Raw genomic sequence first — 18,584 nt, 5'->3', positions numbered from 1 at the left:
ACGAATTATCACCTCATTAACAAATAGCCCTCTTTTTATTTTCACCTCAATTTCGAAAATATTGAGCAAGGTCAAGCAGACCGCAAATTAATACGATTAACAACATCCCGTCACATTTTTATTATTGCTGATAAAAACTATTCTCATTATCATCGCAGTGTAGATTATTTAACCTATCGTGGAATCAGGCGCTATGCAATTCACTCCAGACAGTGCGTGGAAAATTATCGGTTTTACCCGTGAGATAAGCCCGGCCTATCGGCAGAAGCTCCTGTCACTGGGCATGCTACCCGGCTCATCATTCCAGGTTGTGCGCGTTGCGCCGTTGGGCGATCCAGTTCATATCGAAACCCGACGCGTTAATCTGGTTCTGCGTAAAAAAGATCTCGCATTAATTGAAATTGAATCTTTATCCCGTTAACAAGCCAGCGGTTTCAGTGAGTCTACTACAATGAAAAAATTAACTATTGGCTTAATTGGCAATCCTAATTCCGGCAAGACAACCTTATTTAATCAGTTAACTGGCGCACGCCAGCGTGTGGGAAATTGGGCAGGCGTGACGGTTGAACGCAAAGAAGGCCAGTTCACCACGACAGATAATCAGGTCACGCTGGTTGATTTACCGGGGACCTATTCCCTCACCACGATTTCATCCCAGACCTCTCTCGATGAGCAAATTGCCTGCCACTATATTCTGAGCGGCGACGCGGATCTGCTTATCAACGTGGTGGATGCCTCTAACCTCGAACGAAATCTGTATCTCACGTTACAGCTGCTGGAGCTGGGTATTCCCTGCATCGTGGCGCTTAACATGCTCGACATCGCGGAGAAGCAAAAGCTGCGCATCGACGTCGATGCCCTCTCCGCCCGTCTGGGCTGCCCGGTGGTTCCGCTGGTTTCTACCCGCGCGCGCGGCATTGACGCCCTGAAGCTGGCGATTGACCGCCACACGGGCAATGCCGACGTCGAACTGGTGCACTACGCCCAGCCGCTGCTGCGCGAAGCCGGGCAGCTGGCGCAGGAGATGGATAACAGCATGCCCGCCAGACAACGTCTGTGGCTTGGCCTGCAAATGCTGGAAGGCGATATCTACAGCCGCGCCTACGCAGGCGATGCGGCGGATAAGCTGGATGTCGCACAGGCTCGCCTTAGCGACGAGCTGGATGACCCGGCCCTGCACATTGCGGATGCGCGCTATCAGGCCATCGCCGCTATCTGTGACGTGGTCAGCAATGCATTAACCGCTGAACCCAGCCGCTTCACCGCCGCCGTGGATAAGATTGTGCTCAACCGCTTCCTCGGTTTACCGATCTTTTTACTTGTGATGTATGTGATGTTCCTGCTCGCCATTAACATCGGCGGTGCATTACAACCTATCTTTGATGGCGGCTCTGTCGCTATCTTCGTGCACGGTATTCAGTGGCTGGGCTACACCCTCCACTTCCCGGAATGGTTGACCATCTTCCTTGCGCAGGGGATCGGCGGCGGGATCAATACCGTCCTGCCGCTGGTGCCGCAGATCGGCATGATGTACCTGTTCCTCTCCTTCCTTGAGGATTCCGGTTACATGGCGCGCGCCGCCTTCGTGATGGACCGCCTGATGCAGGCGCTGGGGCTGCCGGGCAAATCCTTCGTGCCGCTGATTGTCGGCTTTGGCTGTAACGTGCCGTCAGTCATGGGCGCGCGTACGCTGGATGCCCCGCGCGAACGCCTGATGACCATCATGATGGCGCCGTTCATGTCCTGCGGCGCGCGGCTGGCGATCTTCGCGGTCTTTGCCGCGGCGTTCTTTGGTCAGGAAGGAGCGCTGGCCGTCTTCTCCCTGTATGTGCTGGGTATCGTGATGGCTATTCTCACCGGCCTGATGCTGAAGCACACCATCATGCGTGGCGAAGCGTCGCCGTTCGTGATGGAACTGCCGGTTTATCACGTTCCGCATCTGAAAAGCCTGATTATTCAGACATGGCAGCGCCTGAAGGGCTTCGTTCTGCGCGCCGGTAAGGTGATTGTGGTGGTCAGCATTTTCCTGAGCGCCCTGAACAGCTTCACCCTGAGCGGCCAGGCCGCGGACAACATTAATGACTCTGCCCTGGCCTCCGTCAGCCGGATCATTACGCCGGTCTTCAAACCGATTGGCGTTCAGGAAGACAACTGGCAGGCAACCGTGGGCCTGTTCACCGGCGCGATGGCGAAAGAGGTGGTGGTCGGCACCCTGAACACGCTTTACACCGCGGAAAACATCCAGGAAGAGGAGTTTAATCCGGCAGCGTTCAACCTCGGCGATGAACTGCTTGGCGCGGTGGAAGAAACCTGGCAGAGCCTGAAAGACACCTTCAGCCTGAGCGTACTGGCGAACCCGATTGAAGCCAGCAAAGGCGACGGCGAAATGGCGACCGGAGCAATGGGCGTGATGGGCCAGAAATTTGGCAGCGCGTCGGCGGCCTACAGCTACCTGATCTTCGTCCTGCTCTATATTCCGTGCATCTCGGTCATGGGCGCCATTGCCCGTGAGTCCAGCCGCGGCTGGATGGGCTTCTCCATCCTGTGGGGGCTGAACATTGCCTACTCGCTGGCGACCGTGTTTTATCAGGCCGTCAATTACAGCCAGCATCCGCGCTACAGCCTGGTCTGTATCCTCGCGGTGATCCTGTTTAACGTAATGGTGATTGGCCTGCTGCGCCGGGCGCGTAGCCGCGTTGACGTAAACCTGCTGGCGACGCGTAAAACCCCGACGACGTGCTGTAGTAGCCCTGCGGGCGACTGTCACTGAGGGGAAAAAAGATGGCATCGTTGATTCAGGTTCGTGACTTACTGGCGTTACAGGGACGAATGGAGGCGAAGCAGCTCAGCCTCAGCCTGCATACGCCGCAGCCGATGATCGATGCCATGCTGGAAAGGCTGGAGGCCATGGGGAAAGCCGTGCGCATTCAGGAAGAGCCGGACGGTTGTCTGTCCGGCAGTTGTAAGAGTTGTCCTGAAGGTAAAGCCTGTCTCAGGGAGTGGTGGACGCTTCGCTGATAAAACCGGACAGCGCCGAACAAAACTCAGCAGGATGAGAGATGAACGGCGCATGTGCCGCTTTGGCAACCACCATTGATTTACTCTCCGGCCACAGCGCATCCAGCAGCGGAACCACCTTGCGCGGAACCAGTCCATCCAGATAGCCATAAATACGCAGATGCGGCACCGTTAACGACGCCAGCGGCTCGCGCAGATCGGCCGTTTTCAGGATTTCCAGCCCTCCGTTCAGCACCTCAACCTCCGGCATCGGCAGAGAAAGCACCGTCTGCTTCAGCGTCCGCGCATCCTGACGGGCGGTTTCTGTTCCCATCGTCTGTAATGCCAGGAAACGCTCCACCGTCCGCTGGAAGTCTTCGCTCAGTTGATGCTGGAACCCGGCCAGCACCTCAGGTTTGATGCCCGGCCACGCCTCGCGGGCGCTGAAACAGGGTGATGAGGCAACGGTGATCAGCGCCTGGACCCGTTCAGGATGGCGCAGCGCAATCTGGCTTGCCACCAGCCCGCCCAGGCTCCAGCCGAGCCAGACGGCTTTTTGCGGCGCCGCTTCCAGAACCTGCTCCGCCATGTCGTCGAGCGTCATCGCGCCGTAGCCGTGGCTGCGGCCATAGCCCGGTAGATCCACCAGGTGTACCGTGAATTGCGAGGCCAGTTCCTCACTTATGCAACGCCACACTTCGGCGTTCAGTCCCCATCCGTGCAGCAGCACAAGATGACAATTTCCCGTCCCAACGGTCTGCCACCACAGCGTCTTCATCAGTTAACGTTCTCTTTTTTCACATGGAGGTTGCGTATGCTAACAGTGCCCGGCTTGTGCTGGCTATGCCGAATGCCACTTGCGATGAGCGCGTGGGGCGTCTGTTCCGTTTGCACGCGAGCGCTGGGTTACCTGAAGGGCTGTCCGCAATGCGGCTTGCCTGCCGTAAGCCAGACGCTCCCCTGCGGCCGTTGCCTGAAAAAAGCGCCGCCGTGGAGCGCGCTGGTGGCGGTGGATGATTACGTTTTGCCGCTGAGTCGTCTGGTTCAGACGTTTAAGTTTTCCAGCCAGACTGCACTGGCGCAGCCCCTGGCACGCCTGTTGTTACTGGCGGTATTACAGGCGCGAAGAACGCGCGGGCTGCCGCCGGTCGACACGCTTGTGAACGTGCCACTGTTTCAGCGTCGGCACTGGCGGCGGGGATACAATCAGAGCGACCTGCTGTGCCGTCCGCTCGCCCACTGGCTGGGTTGCCGGTACCCAGCCTCTGCGCTGAAACGTACTCATGCCACTGCCGTTCAGCACCGGCTCAACGCCCGGTCGCGCAAAAGGAACCTGAAAAACGCCTTTCGCCTTGAATTGCCGGTCAACGGCCTCCATATCGCGATTGTGGATGATGTCGTCACCACGGGCAGTACCGTGGCTGAACTTTCCCGACTGCTTTTGCAAAGCGGCGCCGCGTCAGTTCAGGTATGGTGTCTGTGCCGTACCTTGTAGCCCTTCTTCAATGGGCGTATGATTATACCCAGGTAATTTAGTCAACTATTAGGCCAAAGCTATGATCCGTATTTCCGATTCTGCACAAGCGCACTTTGCCAAACTGCTGGCAAATCAGGAAGAAGGGACGCAGATCCGCGTGTTTGTGATCAATCCAGGCACTCCGAATGCAGAATGTGGTGTCTCTTATTGTCCTCCGGATGCTGTGGAAGCAACTGACACTGCCCTTAAATTTGAACAGCTCACCGCGTACGTTGATGAGCTGAGCGCGCCGTATCTTGAAGATGCGGAGATTGATTTCGTCACTGACCAGCTGGGTTCTCAGCTGACGCTGAAGGCGCCAAACGCGAAGATGCGTAAAGTCTCTGACGATGCCCCGCTGATGGAGCGTGTGGAATATCTGCTGCAATCGCAGATCAACCCGCAGCTGGCCGGCCACGGGGGACGTGTTTCCCTGATGGAAATCACCGAAGATGGTCTGGCGATCCTGCAATTCGGCGGCGGCTGTAACGGCTGCTCCATGGTTGATGTAACCCTGAAAGAAGGGATCGAGAAGCAGCTGCTGAACGAATTCCCGGAACTGAAAGGCGTGCGCGATCTGACCGAGCACCAGCGCGGCGAGCACTCTTACTACTGATTCAGTACCCGTCTGTATTGCCCGGTGGCGCTGCGCTTACCGGGCCTACTTTTTCTTGCCTCCCCCTCTGTATGTTGACCTGCGTCTCATAATTTAAATTTTACCTGCCTGGGTGATTCTCAATCACATCATGTTACCCGTATCATTCTCGTGGGCACTCAACACCCTTATAACAGCCGACTAAACTTAACGTTTTCGCAGGCATCAGTATGAGTGCCGTTAACACTCTGTTCCCAGTTGGGACAACCGGAATTTGTCGTTGAAACAATGACGTTACCCATAACAATTCAAAGGCCAGGTCAATCATGCCATTAGTCATCGTCGCTATCGGTGTTGTGTTATTACTGCTCTTGATGATCCGCTTCAAAATGAACGGATTTATCGCTCTGGTTCTGGTGGCACTTGCAGTCGGTCTGATGCAGGGAATGCCGCTGGTTAAAGTTATCAGCTCCATTAAAGCCGGTGTCGGCGGTACGCTCGGCAGCCTGGCGCTGATCATGGGCTTCGGCGCCATGCTCGGTAAAATGCTCGCGGACTGCGGTGGCGCACAGCGTATTGCCACAACGCTGATCGACAAATTTGGTAAGAAGAACATTCAATGGGCGGTGGTGTTAACCGGTTTTACCGTCGGTTTCGCGCTGTTCTATGAAGTGGGCTTCGTGCTGATGCTGCCGCTGGTGTTCACCATCGCCGCTGCCGCCAACATCCCGCTGCTGTTCGTGGGTGTGCCGATGGCTGCGGCGCTGTCCGTCACCCACGGTTTCCTGCCGCCGCACCCGGGCCCAACGGCTATCGCCACCATCTTCCATGCCGATATGGGTAAAACCCTGCTGTTCGGTACGATTCTGGCGATCCCGACGGTGATTCTGGCAGGCCCGGTGTATGCGCGCTTCCTGAAAGGCATTGATAAGCCTATCCCGGAAGGGCTGTACAGCGCCAAAACCTTTACTGAAGAAGAGATGCCAGGCTTTGGCGTCAGCGTCTGGACCTCACTGGTACCGGTGATCCTGATGGCGATGCGTGCCATAGCAGAGATGGTTCTGCCGAAAGGTCACGCGTTCCTGTCCGTTGCGGAGTTCCTGGGCGACCCGGTGATGGCGACGCTGATTGCGGTCCTGATCGCCATGTTCACCTTCGGTCTTAACCGTGGCCGTTCCATGGATCAGATCAACGACACGCTGACTTCTTCCATCAAAATCATTGCCATGATGCTGCTGATCATCGGCGGTGGCGGCGCGTTCAAGCAGGTGCTGGTCGACAGCGGCGTGGATAAATACATCGCGGCCATGATGCATGAAACCAACGTCTCCCCGCTGCTGATGGCATGGTCTATTGCCGCGGTGTTGCGTATCGCGCTGGGCTCTGCGACCGTTGCGGCGATTACCGCGGGCGGTATCGTTGCGCCGCTGATTGCGACCACGGGCGTAAGCCCTGAGCTGATGGTTATTGCGGTCGGTTCCGGTAGCGTGATTTTCTCCCACGTGAACGATCCGGGCTTCTGGCTGTTCAAGGAGTACTTCAACCTGACCATCGGTGAAACCATCAAGTCCTGGTCCGCGCTGGAAACCATTATTTCGGTGTGCGGTCTGGTCGGGGTGCTGCTGTTGAATATGGTGGTTTGATGTATTAAGTCGGGTGGCGGCTATGCCTTACCCGACCTACTTAATGCACGTAGGCCCGGTAAGCGTTAGCGCCACCGGGCAATAAAAAACCCGCCACTGGCGGGTTTTTTATCACTTCTTCGCTGCTGCTTTTCGCCGTTTATCCAAATCCTTAATCAACCTGTTCACCCCGTCATCGGCAAACATCGCTTCAAGCGTTGTGGACAGCTTGCGACGCCAGTTTTTGTACTGATAGCTGGTGCCGGGGATGTTTACCGGCTCCGCCATATCAATCCAGTCTTCCGGTTGCAGACCGAGCAACGCGCTGTTGCTGTCGGCAATATAGCGCTGTAAGCCACGGTTAAGCGTTGGCGTCATCGACATCAGCGACGCCTTATGCCCGGCGCGCTTCGGCAGACAGCCATGCTTATGCAGCGCATCCAGCAACCCCTGCTTCGCCAGCTCGCGATCCTGATACAGCCCACGCAGAACCTCTTCATCCGGGTAGAGACCCAGCGTTTTGCCGAGCGTCAGGTCGCCGCTTTCCCAGTAGCCTCTGAGCGTAGGAAGATCATGCGTCGTCGCGACTGCCATTGACTGTTCAGGGTACGCTTTCGGCGCGCGGAAGGTTTTCTCATGGTCGTTTTCAAAATAGAGCACTTTGTAGGAGTAAACCCCGCTGTCGCGGAGCTTGCTGACAATTTCCATCGGCACGGTACCGAGATCTTCGCCAATCACCATGCACTGATGACGTTTACTCTCCAGCGCGAGGATTGAGAGCAGGTCGTCCACCGGATACTGCACGTACGCCCCGTGGTCAGCCGTTTCACCGTACGGGATCCACCACAGGCGCAGCACGGACATCACGTGGTCGATACGCAACGCACCGCAGTTCTTCATGTTAGCGCGCAGCAGGTCGATAAACGGCTCGTAGGCACGCGCCGCCATCACGTGCGGATCCATCGGCGGTAAGCCCCAGTTCTGACCAAGCGGGCCCAGAATATCCGGCGGCGCCCCCACAGAAGCTTTCAGGCAGTAAAGTTCACGGTCACACCAGGTTTCCGCCCCGCCTTCCGCCACGCCGACGGCCAGATCGCGATACAACCCGATCGGCATGTTATAGCCCTGGCTCACCTGCCAGCAGGCGGCAAACTGGCTGTACGCCAGCCACTGCAACCAGAGATAGAAATCCACCTCGTCGGCATGCGTCTCACAGAATGCCTTCACTTCCGGGGTATCAACGGACTGATAGGCTTCCGGCCACACCGGCCAGCCCCAGCGCATCTCGTCCTCCTGAACCTGATACGCATGCAGCGCATCAAACGCTGCCTGCCAGTAAAGGCTCTCGCCTTCCTGCATCACAAACTGGCGGAAGGCTGCCATCTGCTCGTCGTCACGCTTCGCAAAGCCCTTCCAGGCCAGACGCAGAGCCGCCATTTTCAGCGCGGTAACGGAGGCGTAATCAACCCAGTCCGCATCGCGGGCTTGTTTCAGCAGCTGTTGCGTGGTCTCAAGCTTCCACCACGCCTGCGCCTCTTTGCTGTTTTTGAAATCGTCTAACGCGTTAACGTCGATGTAAATCACGTTCAGCCAGCGACGGGAAGACGGGCTGTACGGGCTGGCGCTTTCCGGATTCGCCGGATAGAGGGCGTGGATCGGGTTGAGGCCGATGAACGCGCCGCCGCGCTCGCCCACGGATGCCAGCATCTTTTTCAGGTCGCCAAAATCGCCGATTCCCCAGTTGCTGTCGGAACGCAGGGTGTAGAGCTGCACGCAGGCACCCCACAGCTTTTTGCCTTCGAGCAGCGCCTGCGGCTCATAGCAGCGCTTTGGCGCCACGATCACCCGACAGTGAAAACGCTGGTCGTCCCGGGTGAGCGTAAGCGTGTGGTAGCCCTCCGGTAGCTTCGCCGGAAGGTTGAGGGTTTTGCCGCCGGTGGCATGGCCTTTGTGCTGATGCCCCTCTTCGGTGGTGAGCAGCCAGCTGAACTCGCCGCGCCCTTCCACCGCCAGCGGCATCTTTTTGCCCGCGGTAAAGACCTTCACGTTCGGCACCGGCGCACCCGACGCTTTCGCGTCGGTTTTGTGCATGGCATCCAGCAAACGTCTTTTGGTGTCCGCACCAATAGACTGCGGTTTGCCGTGCGCATTGATGTAACTGAGGCTAATTCCCGCCGCCTGCGCGGCACTGTCCAGACGTTTACTCTCCATCGCGCTTCCTTAGCGTTTTGCCTGCCAGATACGAGCCTGATAATCACGGATTGAGCGGTCAGAGCTGAACATACCGCAGCGCGCGGTGTTCAGGATACACGCGCGGGTCCAGGCATCCTGGTCGCGATACAGCACGTCGACCTGCTTCTGCGCTTCAACGTAAGCCGAGAAGTCAGCCATCACCAGGTACGGGTCGCCGCCCTGTTTGTCCATGCTGTGCAGCATCTGGTCAAACGCGTGCTTGTCGCCGTCGCTGTACTTCCCGCTTTCCAGCTCTTTGAGCACCGCATCCAGCACTTTATCTTTTTTACGCCATTTCACCGGGTCGTACCCTTTGGCTTTGATGGCTTTCACTTCTTCAACAGTATGGCCGAAGATAAAGATGTTCTCTTCGCCGACCTTCTCGGCGATTTCGACGTTCGCACCGTCCAGCGTGCCGACGGTCAGCGCGCCGTTCAGGGCCAGCTTCATGTTGCCGGTACCGGACGCTTCTTTACCGGCGGTAGAGATCTGCTCGGAAATATCCGCCGCCGGGATCAGCATTTCAGCCGCAGAAACGCAGTAGTCCGGCAGGAACACCACCTTCAGCTTGTCGCCCACTTTCGGATCGCTGTTGATCGCCGCCGCCACTTTATTAATGGCAAGGATAATGTTTTTCGCCAGGTAGTAGCCCGGCGCCGCTTTCGCACCGAACAGGAACACGCGCGGGACGCGGTCGGCCTGCGGGTTCTCGCGGATCTCTTTGTACAGCGCCAGAATGTGCAGCAGGTTCAGGTGCTGACGTTTGTACTCGTGCAGTCGTTTGATCTGGATATCGAAAATCGCATTCGGGTTGATCTCAATTCCGGTGCGCATTTTCACAAACTCGGCCAGACGAACCTTGTTCTCCAGCTTAATGGCGCGGTACTGCTCGCGGAACTTCGCGTTGTCGGCCTGTTTTTCCAGGTTGATGAGCTGGTCCAGGTCGTTGGCCCACTCTTTCTTCAGGGTCTTGTCCAGCAGGCCGGCCAGCAGCGGGTTGCACTGCTTAATCCAGCGACGCGGCGTGATGCCGTTGGTCACGTTATGGAATTTGGTCGGCCACAGCTGGTGGTATTCCGGGAAGAGATCTTTCACCACCAGATCCGAGTGCAGCGCGGCCACGCCGTTCACCGCAAAGCCGCTGACCACGCACATGTTCGCCATGCGCACCTGCTTGTCGTGCACCACTGCCAGCTTCGCCCAGACGGCCTTATCGCCCGGCCAGGTTTTCTCCACCAGCGTTTTGAACTGGTCGTTAATCTTGTTGATGATCTGCATATGGCGCGGCAGCAGCGTTTTCACCAGCTTCTCATCCCAGCACTCCAGCGCTTCCGGCATCAGGGTGTGGTTGGTGTAGGCGAAGGTGCGGCTGGTGATGGCCCAGGCGTCGTCCCAGCTCAGCTGATGCTCGTCGATCAGCACGCGCAGCAGTTCCGGGATGGCAATGGTCGGATGCGTGTCGTTAAGCTGAATAACTTCGAAGTCCGGCAGCTGCGCCAGCTTGCGGCCCGCCAGGTGGTGGCGACGCAGAATATCCGCCACGGAGCAGGCGCACTGGAAGTACTGCTGCATCAGACGCAGCTTTTTACCCGCCAGATGATTATCGTTCGGGTAGAGGACTTTGGTCAGCTTCTCGGCGTCGATCCCCTGCTGCTCGGCGCGCAGGAAATCACCGTCGTTGAATTTGGTCAGGTTAAACGGATGCGCGTGCTTCGCCTGCCACAGGCGCAGCGGCTGCGCCACGCCGTTACGGTAGCCGAGTACCGGCAGATCCCAGGCTTCACCGGTAATGGTGAACGCCGGTTCCCAGAGCCCCTGCTTCGTGACTTTCCCGCCAATCCCGACCTGCACATCCAGCTGCGCGTTGTGGCGGAACCACGGATAGGTATTGCGGTGCCAGTCGTCTGGCGCTTCCATCTGATGGCCGTCGGCAAATGACTGACGAAACAGGCCGTACTGATAGTTCAGGCCATAGCCAATCGCCGACTGGCCCACGGTTGCCATGGAATCCAGGAAGCAGGCTGCCAGACGTCCCAGACCGCCGTTACCCAGCGCCGGATCAATCTCTTCTTCCAGCAGATCGGTCAGGTTGATGTCGTGTTCTTTCAGCACGTCACCGACCTCCTGATACCAGCCAAGATTCAGCAGATTGTTACCCGTCAGACGGCCAATCAGGAACTCCATTGAAATGTAGTTGACGTGACGCTGGCCTTTCACGGGCTTCGTCACAGGCTGAGCGTCCAGCTGCTCTGCGAGCGCCCCGCTCACCGCCTGCCACCACTGGTGAGGCGTCATTTCGTTTGCAGCATGAAGGCCAAAACGCTGCCACTGACGTGTCAGGGCAGCCTGAAATTGAGCTTTGTTGAAAGTAGGCTGTGACATAGGGAATCGGCATCCTGTAGAGAGTAAAAACATTTAACGCTAGTGTGCCTGGCTCATTGTGCCTCTTCCTCCTCCTGTCGGGGATTAGACAGGGAGGAGTAGCGGGGATGAGCATAAAAGTGTGATCGAGGCCACTGTGTGAGTGTGCGCTTCGCGGAAAAAGCGATCCCGGAAGAGCGTCAAAGAAATGAAATGCAGTTTCGGAGGAAATTAATCATCGCTGAAATGATTACTTACGTAGAATAATATTTCCGCGCGTCGGGATTATTCAGCACCCCTATTAAGCCGATGCAACTTTCCCCGAAGTTAATTAACTTCAGCGTCATTATCTCTTTCTGAAACCAGTTTCAGCGCAACCGCGACTTATGCAGACAAGCCAGAAGCAGCGCGGCATCCAGCCATTTACGGAAAGTTCCATCGGTGATGAGAATGTTTTGTGACAGAGTGCAAATTCAGAGCCTCCAAACCCAGACATAACTTGCAATAGTTCCTCTATTGGCCGAACTTATAGATATTAATTACGAAGCGCAAAAAAAATAAATTCTCTCGTTCCCCACAGTGAAGTGAAAACTATGTTGATTCCGTCCAAATTAAGTCGCCCGGTTCGTCTTGACCATACTGTGGTCCGCGAGCGCCTGCTGGCTAAACTTTCCGGTGCGCATAATTTCCGACTGGCGCTGGTTACGAGTCCTGCGGGTTATGGAAAAACAACGCTCATTTCGCAATGGGCGGCAGGTAAAAGCGATCTTGGCTGGTACTCCCTGGATGAAGGGGATAACCAGCAGGAGCGTTTTGCCAGCTATTTAATTGCCGCGATTCAGCAGGCAACCAACGGACACTGCGTCACCAGCGAGGTGATGGTGCAAAAGCGCCAGTACGCCAGCCTGTCCTCTCTTTTCTCCCAGCTGTTTATCGAGCTGGCCGAATGGCATCGCCCGCTGTATGTGGTGATTGATGATTATCATCTGATCACCAACCCGGTTATTCACGAGTCCATGCGTTTCTTCCTGCGCCATCAGCCGGAAAACCTGACGCTGGTTGTCCTGTCGCGTAACCTTCCGCAGTTGGGCATTGCCAACCTGCGCGTGCGCGATCAGCTGCTGGAAATCGGCAGTCAGCAGCTGGCCTTTACCCATCAGGAAGCGAAGCAGTTCTTTGACTGCCGCCTGACGTCTCCGATTGAGGCGTCGGAAAGCAGCCGCCTGTGCGATGACGTTGCCGGCTGGGCCACGGCGCTTCAGCTGATTGCCCTCTCCGCGCGGCAAAACAACAGCCCGACGCATCAGTCCGCACGCCGCCTGGCGGGCATCAACGCCAGCCACCTGTCGGATTATCTGGTGGATGAGGTACTCGACAGGGTTGACCTCTCCACCCGCCATTTCCTGCTGAAAAGCTCCCTGCTGCGTTCCATGAACGATGCGCTGATCGTGCGCGTCACCGGCATTGAAAACGGGCAGCTTCAGCTCGAAGAGATTGAACGTCAGGGTCTGTTCCTGACGCGCATGGACGATCCCGGCGAATGGTTTAGCTACCATCCGCTGTTTGGCAGCTTCCTGCGCCAGCGTTGCCAGTGGGAACTGGCCGCAGAGCTGCCTGACATTCACCGCGCCGCCGCCGAAAGCTGGATGGCGCAAGGTTTTCCGAGCGAGGCTATCCACCATGCGCTGGCCGCCGGGGATGCCGGTATGCTGCGCGATATTCTGCTCAACCACGCGTGGGGACTGTTCAACCACAGTGAACTGACGCTGCTGGAAGAGTCGTTAAAAGCGCTGCCGTGGGAAAGCCTGCTGGAGAATCCGCGTCTGGTGCTGCTCCAGGCCTGGCTGATGCAGAGCCAGCATCGCTACAGCGAAGTGAACACCCTGCTGGCGCGCGCCGAGCAGGAGATGGAAAGCGAGATGGATACCACCCTGCATGGCGAATTTAACGCCCTGCGTGCGCAGGTGGCGATTAACGACGGTGACCCTGAGGAAGCCGAACGGCTGGCGATGGTCGCGCTGGATGAGCTGCCGCTGGCGAATTTTTACAGCCGTATTGTGGCCACCTCGGTACACGGCGAAGTGCTGCACTGTAAGGGCGATCTCACGCGTTCGCTTTCACTCATGCAGCAAACCGAACAGATGGCGCGCCGCCACGATGTCTGGCATTACGCCCTCTGGAGCCTGATCCAGCAAAGCGAGATTTTATTTGCTCAGGGATTCCTGCAAGCCGCCTGGGAAAACCAGGAGAAAGCGTTCCAGCTGATCCGTGAACAGCATCTGGAACAGCTGCCGATGCACGAGTTCCTGTTGCGTATTCGCGCTCAGCTGCTGTGGGCATGGTCGCGTCTGGATGAAGCAGAAAGCTGCGCCCGCCAGGGTCTGAATGTCCTTTCGAGCTTCCAGCCGCAGCAGCAGCTCCAGTGTCTGGCTCTGCTGGTGCAGTGCTCGCTGGCGCGCGGCGACCTGGATAATGCCCGCAACCATCTTAACCGCCTGGAAAACCTGCTCGGCAACGGGCAGTACCATAGCGACTGGGTATCCAACGCCGATAAGGTGCGGGTGATTTACTGGCAGATGACCGGCGATAAAAAGTCCGCCGCCAACTGGCTGCGTCATACGCCTAAACCGGAATTTGCCAATAACCACTTCCTGCAAAGCCAGTGGCGCAACATCGCTCGCGTGCAGATCCTGCTGGGTGACTTTGAGCCTGCCGAGATTGTGCTGGAAGAGTTAAACGAAAACGCCCGCAGCCTGCGCCTGATGAGCGATTTAAACCGCAACCTGCTGCTGTTAAACCAGCTTTACTGGCAGGCGGGCCGTAAAAACGATGCCCAGCGCGTACTGCTGGAAGCGTTACAGCTGGCGAACCGCACCGGGTTTATCAGCCACTTTGTGATTGAGGGTGAAGTGATGGCCCAGCAGCTGCGCCAGCTGATTCAGCTCAACACACTGCCAGAACTCGATCAGCATCGCGCCCAGCGCATTCTGCGCGAGATTAACCAGCACCACCGCCACAAGTTTGCGCACTTCGATGAGAACTTTGTTGAACGTCTGCTGAACCATCCGGAAGTGCCGGAGCTTATCCGCACCAGCCCGCTCACCCAGCGTGAATGGCAGGTGCTGGGGCTGATCTATTCCGGCTACAGCAACGAGCAGATTGCCGGTGAGCTGGCGGTGGCGGCGACCACCATCAAAACGCACATTCGCAATCTGTATCAGAAGCTGGGCGTAGCGCACCGACAGGATGCGGTGCAGCATGCGCAGCAGCTGTTGAAGATGATGGGATATGGAGTGTAATTTCTCTGCGGTCTGATGCCCTCACCCCGGCCCTCTCCCACAGGGAGAGGGAGAAAATTTTGTAGGTCGGGTAAGCGCAGCGCCACCCGACACAACCGCTAGCACAATTCCAGCTGCAAATTATTATCTTTAATCACCTGCATCACGCCCGCCGGCGGCATCACGTCGGTGTAAACCGCATCCACCATGCTGATGCTGCCCATGTTGACCATCGCGTTACGGCCAAATTTGGAGTGGTCCACCACCAGCATCACGTGACGTGAGTTTTCAATGATCGCGCGCTTGGTGCGCACCTCGTGGTAATCAAACTCCAGCAGCGAGCCGTCGCTGTCGATGCCGCTGATCCCCAGAATGCCGAAGTCGAGGCGGAACTGGGAGATGAAGTCGAGGGTCGCTTCGCCAATAATTCCGCCGTCGCGGCTGCGCAGTTCGCCGCCCGCGAGGATGATGCGGAAATCGTCTTTCTGCATCAACGTGTTGGCCACGTTCAGGTTGTTGGTCACCACGCGCAGGTTCTCGTGGTTCAGCAGCGCATGGGCGACCGCTTCCGGCGTGGTGCCGATATCAATAAACAGCGTCGCGCCGTTCGGGATCTGGCTCGCCACTTTACGGGCGATACGCTCTTTCTCTGCCGTTTGCGTCGCCTTACGGTCATGCCATGAGGTGTTCACCGAGCTGGACGGCAGTGCGGCGCCGCCGTGGTGACGCAAAATACGGTTCTGATCGGCCAGGTCGTTGAGGTCACGACGGATGGTTTGCGGGCTGACGGCAAACTGCTCCACCAGCTCTTCAGTACTGACGTATCCCTGTTTTTTTACCAGTTCGATAATGGCGTCATGACGTTGTGTTTGTTTCATGAAATATCCCTGGGAATTATGTTCGTTTTCGCGCATGGAGCGTATCGGCCAGCGCCATCGCCAGCCCGACCGCCAGGCCGGTAACGTGCGCACCATTGGCGATAGACATACCAAACAGATCAAACCATCCGGCAATAAGCCATATTAACGCAAAGGTTATTAATCCACGTTGTAAATAGATGCCACTATCCGGGTCGCGCTCGCCTCTGAGCCAGGCGTAACCCATCAGGGCGTACACCACGCCGGATAACCCGCCAAACCACGGACCGCTGAATTTGTGCTGCACGTAGCCGCTTAACAGGGCGCTGATAAGGGTGATCACAATCAGCTTGCCGCTGCCGAGCCGCTTCTCCACCGCCCCGCCGAGATACCACCACCACAGCAGGTTAAAGAGGATATGCATCACCGAGAAGTGCATCAGCGCATGCGTGAAGTAGCGCCAGACGTCAAATTGCAGGGAGGGATCGTACGGCCATGCGAGGGCAATCATCACGCTCTGGTCGCCCACCACGCTCATAATAATGAAGACGATGATGCAGGCTGCCATCAAAAGCAGCGTAAACGGTCCTGCGCGCTCGCGCAGGGTGGCGAGAAACGGAAAACGTTGATAGTGCAGGCCACTGCCGGTCTGGCCGGATTGCCAGCTTGCCGCCAGATAACGCGGGTCGCCCGGGTTTTCCAGAAAACGCGCAAGCTCGTCGTTCACGCGGCCGGCCTGGCTTTCGTCTGCCAGCCAGACATCCGTCTGTGTATGCTGCTGAATAGTCAGGATAATGCCCTGCGTCGCCATATAGTCGACAAACGCCTGGGCGACGCGCGGGTTGCTAAAAGAGGTGATCATCAACATGGGCAGCGGTCGCTTATTTCCACACAAAAGGGGACAGTATAGCGGGATCAGCGCTCAAACGCGTATTCAACTTCTGCCGGGAAATGACGATGCCAGGCATCGAAGCCGCCATCGACGCTGTACACCGCGTCGTAACCCTGCTGGAGCAGATACTGCGCCGCGCCTTTACTACTGTTGCCGTGATAGCACATCACCATCACCGGGGTATCGAAGTCGTTATCGCGCATAAACGCGCCCAGCGTGTCGTTGGTGAGATGGAACGCGCCCGGCGTGTGGCCCATCGCAAAGCTCTGCGGATCGCGGATATCCACCAGCACCGCTTGTCCCTGGTGCATCTTCTGATGGGCTTCTTCTACGTTAATACATTCAAACTGATCCATGGTGTTCTCATCTTATATTCAGGTGTGGTGCGGTTTTCCCCTCACCCTACCCTCTCCCGGAGGGAGAGGGAAACGGATCACCCTCTCCCCGTGGGAGAGGGCTGGGGTGAGGGCATCAGACCGCACCATTTTACCCCGTAGTGTACGTCCTGGCGGCGGGTAAACGCCATTATGTTATCCATATCACTCTAAATTGTTTTTTTGATGTTACCAAAAGCGCGTTCCTTTGCTATTATGAGCGATATCGAACATTTTTGAGCTTTAACGAAAGTGCATGAGGGTGTTATGGAAACCAAAGATCTGATTGTGATAGGCGGTGGCATCAACGGTGCCGGTATTGCGGTTGATGCCGCAGGACGCGGTTTATCCGTGCTGATGCTGGAAGCTAACGATCTCGCCTGCGCGACGTCGTCCGCCAGTTCCAAGCTGATCCACGGTGGCCTGCGCTACCTGGAACACTACGAATTTCGCCTGGTCAGCGAAGCGCTGGCTGAACGCGAAGTACTGCTGAAAATGGCTCCGCATCTGGCGATCCCGATGCGTTTCCGTCTGCCTCATCGCCCGCATCTGCGTCCGGCGTGGATGATCCGCATTGGTCTGTTTATGTACGATCATCTGGGTAAACGCACCAGCCTGCCGGGTTCGACAGGTTTGCGTTTTGGCTCAGAGTCGGTTCTTAAACCTGAAATCGTGCGCGGTTTCGAATATTCCGACTGCTGGGTGGACGATGCGCGTCTGGTGCTGGCTAACGCGCAGATGGTCGAGAAGAAAGGCGGCGAGGTGAAAACCCGTACCCGCGCGACCGCCGCACGCCGCGAAAACGGCCTGTGGATTGTGGAAGCGGAAGACGTGGATACCGGTGAGAAGTTTAGCTGGAAAGCGCGCGGCCTGGTGAACGCCACCGGCCCGTGGGTAAAACAGTTCTTCGATGACGGTATGCACCTGCCTTCTCCGTACGGCATCCGCCTGATCAAGGGCAGCCACATTGTGGTGCCGCGCGTGCATACCCAGAAACAGGCTTATATCCTGCAAAATGAAGACAAGCGCATTGTGTTTGTGATCCCGTGGATGGACGAGTTCTCCATCATCGGCACCACCGACGTGGAGTACAAGGGCGATCCGAAAAACGTTGAGATCGACGAGAGTGAAGTCAGCTACCTGTTGAAAGTGTACAACGCGCACTTTAAGAAACAGCTGGCGCGCGATGACGTGGTCTGGACCTACTCCGGCGTGCGTCCGCTGTGTGATGACGAGTCTGACTCACCGCAGGCCATCACCCGTGACTATACGCTTGATATTCATGACGTGGACGGTCAGGCGCCCCTGCTGTCGGTATTTGGCGGTAAGCTCACCACCTACCGTAAACTGGCGGAGCACGCGCTGGAGAAACTGGCGCCGTATTACAAAGGCATCGGCCCGGCGTGGACGAAAGGCGCCGTGCTGCCTGGCGGCGATATCGGCGATAACCGCGACGATTACGCCGCGAAGCTGCGTCGCCGCTTCCCGTTCATTACCGAAGGAATGGCGCGCCACTATGCCCGCACCTACGGCAGCAACACCGAACTGTTCCTCGGCGAGGCGAAAGAGATTGCCGATCTGGGCGAGCATTTTGGCCATGAGCTGTACGAAGCGGAACTGCGCTACCTGGTGGAACACGAGTGGGTGCGCCGTCTGGACGATGCTATCTGGCGTCGTACTAAAGAAGGGATGTGGCTGAATGCCGAGCAGCAGTCTCGCGTGGCGCAATGGTTGCAGCAGCATGCGGGAAAGCGTGAATTGTCGTTGGCGTCGTAATTGAAAAAAAGCCGGGTGGCGGCTCCGCCTTACCCGGCCTACTCGATCCCGTAGGCCCGGTAAGCGCAGCGCCACCGGGCTTTG

General features: G+C 57.1%; 14 protein-coding genes. 8 read left to right on the top strand and 6 right to left on the bottom strand.

From position 1 onward, the window contains the following. Positions 1–193: 193 nt before the first annotated feature. From feoA to feoC, 3 genes are read left to right on the top strand one after another with little or no spacing between them, the layout of a single operon-like run. Positions 194–421, top strand: coding sequence for a ferrous iron transporter A (gene feoA, locus SK54_RS03610; protein ID WP_015571441.1), 228 nt, complete (start codon positions 194–196; stop codon positions 419–421). 30 nt (positions 422–451) lie between these two features. Then, positions 452–2,770, top strand: coding sequence for a Fe(2+) transporter permease subunit FeoB (feoB, locus tag SK54_RS03605; RefSeq protein WP_015571442.1), 2,319 nt, complete (start codon positions 452–454; stop codon positions 2,768–2,770). 11 nt (positions 2,771–2,781) lie between these two features. After that, positions 2,782–3,018 (top strand): [Fe-S]-dependent transcriptional repressor FeoC, encoded by a 237-nt coding sequence (feoC, locus tag SK54_RS03600; RefSeq protein WP_017384148.1) that lies wholly within the window; start codon positions 2,782–2,784, stop codon positions 3,016–3,018. Here feoC and bioH read toward each other — a convergent pair. Beyond that, positions 2,993–3,775 (bottom strand): pimeloyl-ACP methyl ester esterase BioH, encoded by a 783-nt coding sequence (gene bioH / locus SK54_RS03595; RefSeq protein WP_015571444.1) that lies wholly within the window; start codon positions 3,773–3,775, stop codon positions 2,993–2,995. The two genes, feoC and bioH, sit on opposite strands and share 26 nt — an antisense overlap. 36 nt (positions 3,776–3,811) lie before the next feature. Between bioH and gntX the strand changes: the two genes are divergently transcribed. The 3 genes from gntX to gntT all read left to right on the top strand — a co-directional run bounded on the left by gntX (position 3,812) and on the right by gntT (position 6,751). Next, positions 3,812–4,492 (top strand): DNA utilization protein GntX, encoded by a 681-nt coding sequence (gene gntX, locus SK54_RS03590; protein WP_045348073.1) that lies wholly within the window; start codon positions 3,812–3,814, stop codon positions 4,490–4,492. 61 nt (positions 4,493–4,553) lie between these two features. After that, positions 4,554–5,129, top strand: coding sequence for a Fe-S biogenesis protein NfuA (nfuA, locus tag SK54_RS03585; protein ID WP_003861601.1), 576 nt, complete (start codon positions 4,554–4,556; stop codon positions 5,127–5,129). Between the two features lie 305 nt (positions 5,130–5,434). Further along, positions 5,435–6,751 (top strand): gluconate transporter, encoded by a 1,317-nt coding sequence (gene gntT / locus SK54_RS03580; RefSeq protein WP_017384145.1) that lies wholly within the window; start codon positions 5,435–5,437, stop codon positions 6,749–6,751. A gap of 111 nt (positions 6,752–6,862) precedes the next feature. Here the strand turns inward: gntT and malQ are convergent, their stop codons facing one another. Together malQ and malP are read right to left on the bottom strand one after the other, a co-directional pair. Continuing rightward, complete coding sequence (gene malQ, locus SK54_RS03575) at positions 6,863–8,941, bottom strand: 4-alpha-glucanotransferase (RefSeq protein WP_048246765.1); 2,079 nt, start codon at positions 8,939–8,941, stop codon at positions 6,863–6,865. 9 nt (positions 8,942–8,950) lie between these two features. Beyond that, positions 8,951–11,344: a maltodextrin phosphorylase gene (gene malP / locus SK54_RS03570; RefSeq protein WP_015571448.1), complete on the bottom strand. Its 2,394-nt coding sequence runs from the start codon at positions 11,342–11,344 to the stop codon at positions 8,951–8,953. A gap of 572 nt (positions 11,345–11,916) precedes the next feature. Here malP and malT point away from each other — a divergent pair. Continuing rightward, positions 11,917–14,622, top strand: coding sequence for an HTH-type transcriptional regulator MalT (gene malT / locus SK54_RS03565; RefSeq protein ID WP_048246763.1), 2,706 nt, complete (start codon positions 11,917–11,919; stop codon positions 14,620–14,622). Between the two features lie 98 nt (positions 14,623–14,720). Here the strand turns inward: malT and SK54_RS03560 are convergent, their stop codons facing one another. From SK54_RS03560 to glpE, 3 genes are read right to left on the bottom strand one after another with little or no spacing between them, the layout of a single operon-like run. Further along, complete coding sequence (locus SK54_RS03560) at positions 14,721–15,479, bottom strand: DeoR/GlpR family transcriptional regulator (RefSeq protein ID WP_017384141.1); 759 nt, start codon at positions 15,477–15,479, stop codon at positions 14,721–14,723. A gap of 16 nt (positions 15,480–15,495) precedes the next feature. Then, positions 15,496–16,326 carry a rhomboid family intramembrane serine protease GlpG gene (gene glpG / locus SK54_RS03555; protein ID WP_015571451.1) on the bottom strand — a complete coding sequence of 277 codons (831 nt, stop codon included), beginning with the start codon at positions 16,324–16,326 and terminating at the stop codon, positions 15,496–15,498. 47 nt (positions 16,327–16,373) lie between these two features. Beyond that, entirely contained in the window at positions 16,374–16,706 is a 333-nt protein-coding gene (gene glpE, locus SK54_RS03550; protein WP_015571452.1) for a thiosulfate sulfurtransferase GlpE, read from the bottom strand. A gap of 285 nt (positions 16,707–16,991) precedes the next feature. On the opposite strand from glpE, the gene glpD reads away from it, so the two are divergent. Next, the gene (glpD, locus tag SK54_RS03540; RefSeq protein WP_015571453.1) at positions 16,992–18,500 is read left to right on the top strand and encodes a glycerol-3-phosphate dehydrogenase; all 1,509 of its coding nucleotides are present in this window, start codon (positions 16,992–16,994) and stop codon (positions 18,498–18,500) included. The last annotated feature ends 84 nt before the right edge of the window (positions 18,501–18,584 follow it).

It is taken from the genome of Enterobacter sp. MGH120 (genome assembly GCF_001037725.1).
Lineage (GTDB): Bacteria > Pseudomonadota > Gammaproteobacteria > Enterobacterales > Enterobacteriaceae > Enterobacter > Enterobacter hormaechei_C.
Note: the sequence above shows the minus strand (reverse complement) of the source record. Positions and strands in the feature narration are given on the sequence as shown.

Bases quoted from the DNA above. Each gene is read 5' to 3' on its own strand.
- feoA (WP_015571441.1), top strand. From the start codon at position 194: ATGCAATTCACTCCAGACAGTGCGTGGAAAATTATCGGTTTTACCCGT.
- feoB (WP_015571442.1), top strand. From the start codon at position 452: ATGAAAAAATTAACTATTGGCTTAATTGGCAATCCTAATTCCGGCAAG.
- feoC (WP_017384148.1), top strand. From the start codon at position 2,782: ATGGCATCGTTGATTCAGGTTCGTGACTTACTGGCGTTACAGGGACGA.
- bioH (WP_015571444.1), bottom strand. From the start codon at position 3,775: ATGAAGACGCTGTGGTGGCAGACCGTTGGGACGGGAAATTGTCATCTT.
- gntX (WP_045348073.1), top strand. From the start codon at position 3,812: ATGCTAACAGTGCCCGGCTTGTGCTGGCTATGCCGAATGCCACTTGCG.
- nfuA (WP_003861601.1), top strand. From the start codon at position 4,554: ATGATCCGTATTTCCGATTCTGCACAAGCGCACTTTGCCAAACTGCTG.
- gntT (WP_017384145.1), top strand. From the start codon at position 5,435: ATGCCATTAGTCATCGTCGCTATCGGTGTTGTGTTATTACTGCTCTTG.
- malQ (WP_048246765.1), bottom strand. From the start codon at position 8,941: ATGGAGAGTAAACGTCTGGACAGTGCCGCGCAGGCGGCGGGAATTAGC.
- malP (WP_015571448.1), bottom strand. From the start codon at position 11,344: ATGTCACAGCCTACTTTCAACAAAGCTCAATTTCAGGCTGCCCTGACA.
- malT (WP_048246763.1), top strand. From the start codon at position 11,917: ATGTTGATTCCGTCCAAATTAAGTCGCCCGGTTCGTCTTGACCATACT.
- SK54_RS03560 (WP_017384141.1), bottom strand. From the start codon at position 15,479: ATGAAACAAACACAACGTCATGACGCCATTATCGAACTGGTAAAAAAA.
- glpG (WP_015571451.1), bottom strand. From the start codon at position 16,326: ATGTTGATGATCACCTCTTTTAGCAACCCGCGCGTCGCCCAGGCGTTT.
- glpE (WP_015571452.1), bottom strand. From the start codon at position 16,706: ATGGATCAGTTTGAATGTATTAACGTAGAAGAAGCCCATCAGAAGATG.
- glpD (WP_015571453.1), top strand. From the start codon at position 16,992: ATGGAAACCAAAGATCTGATTGTGATAGGCGGTGGCATCAACGGTGCC.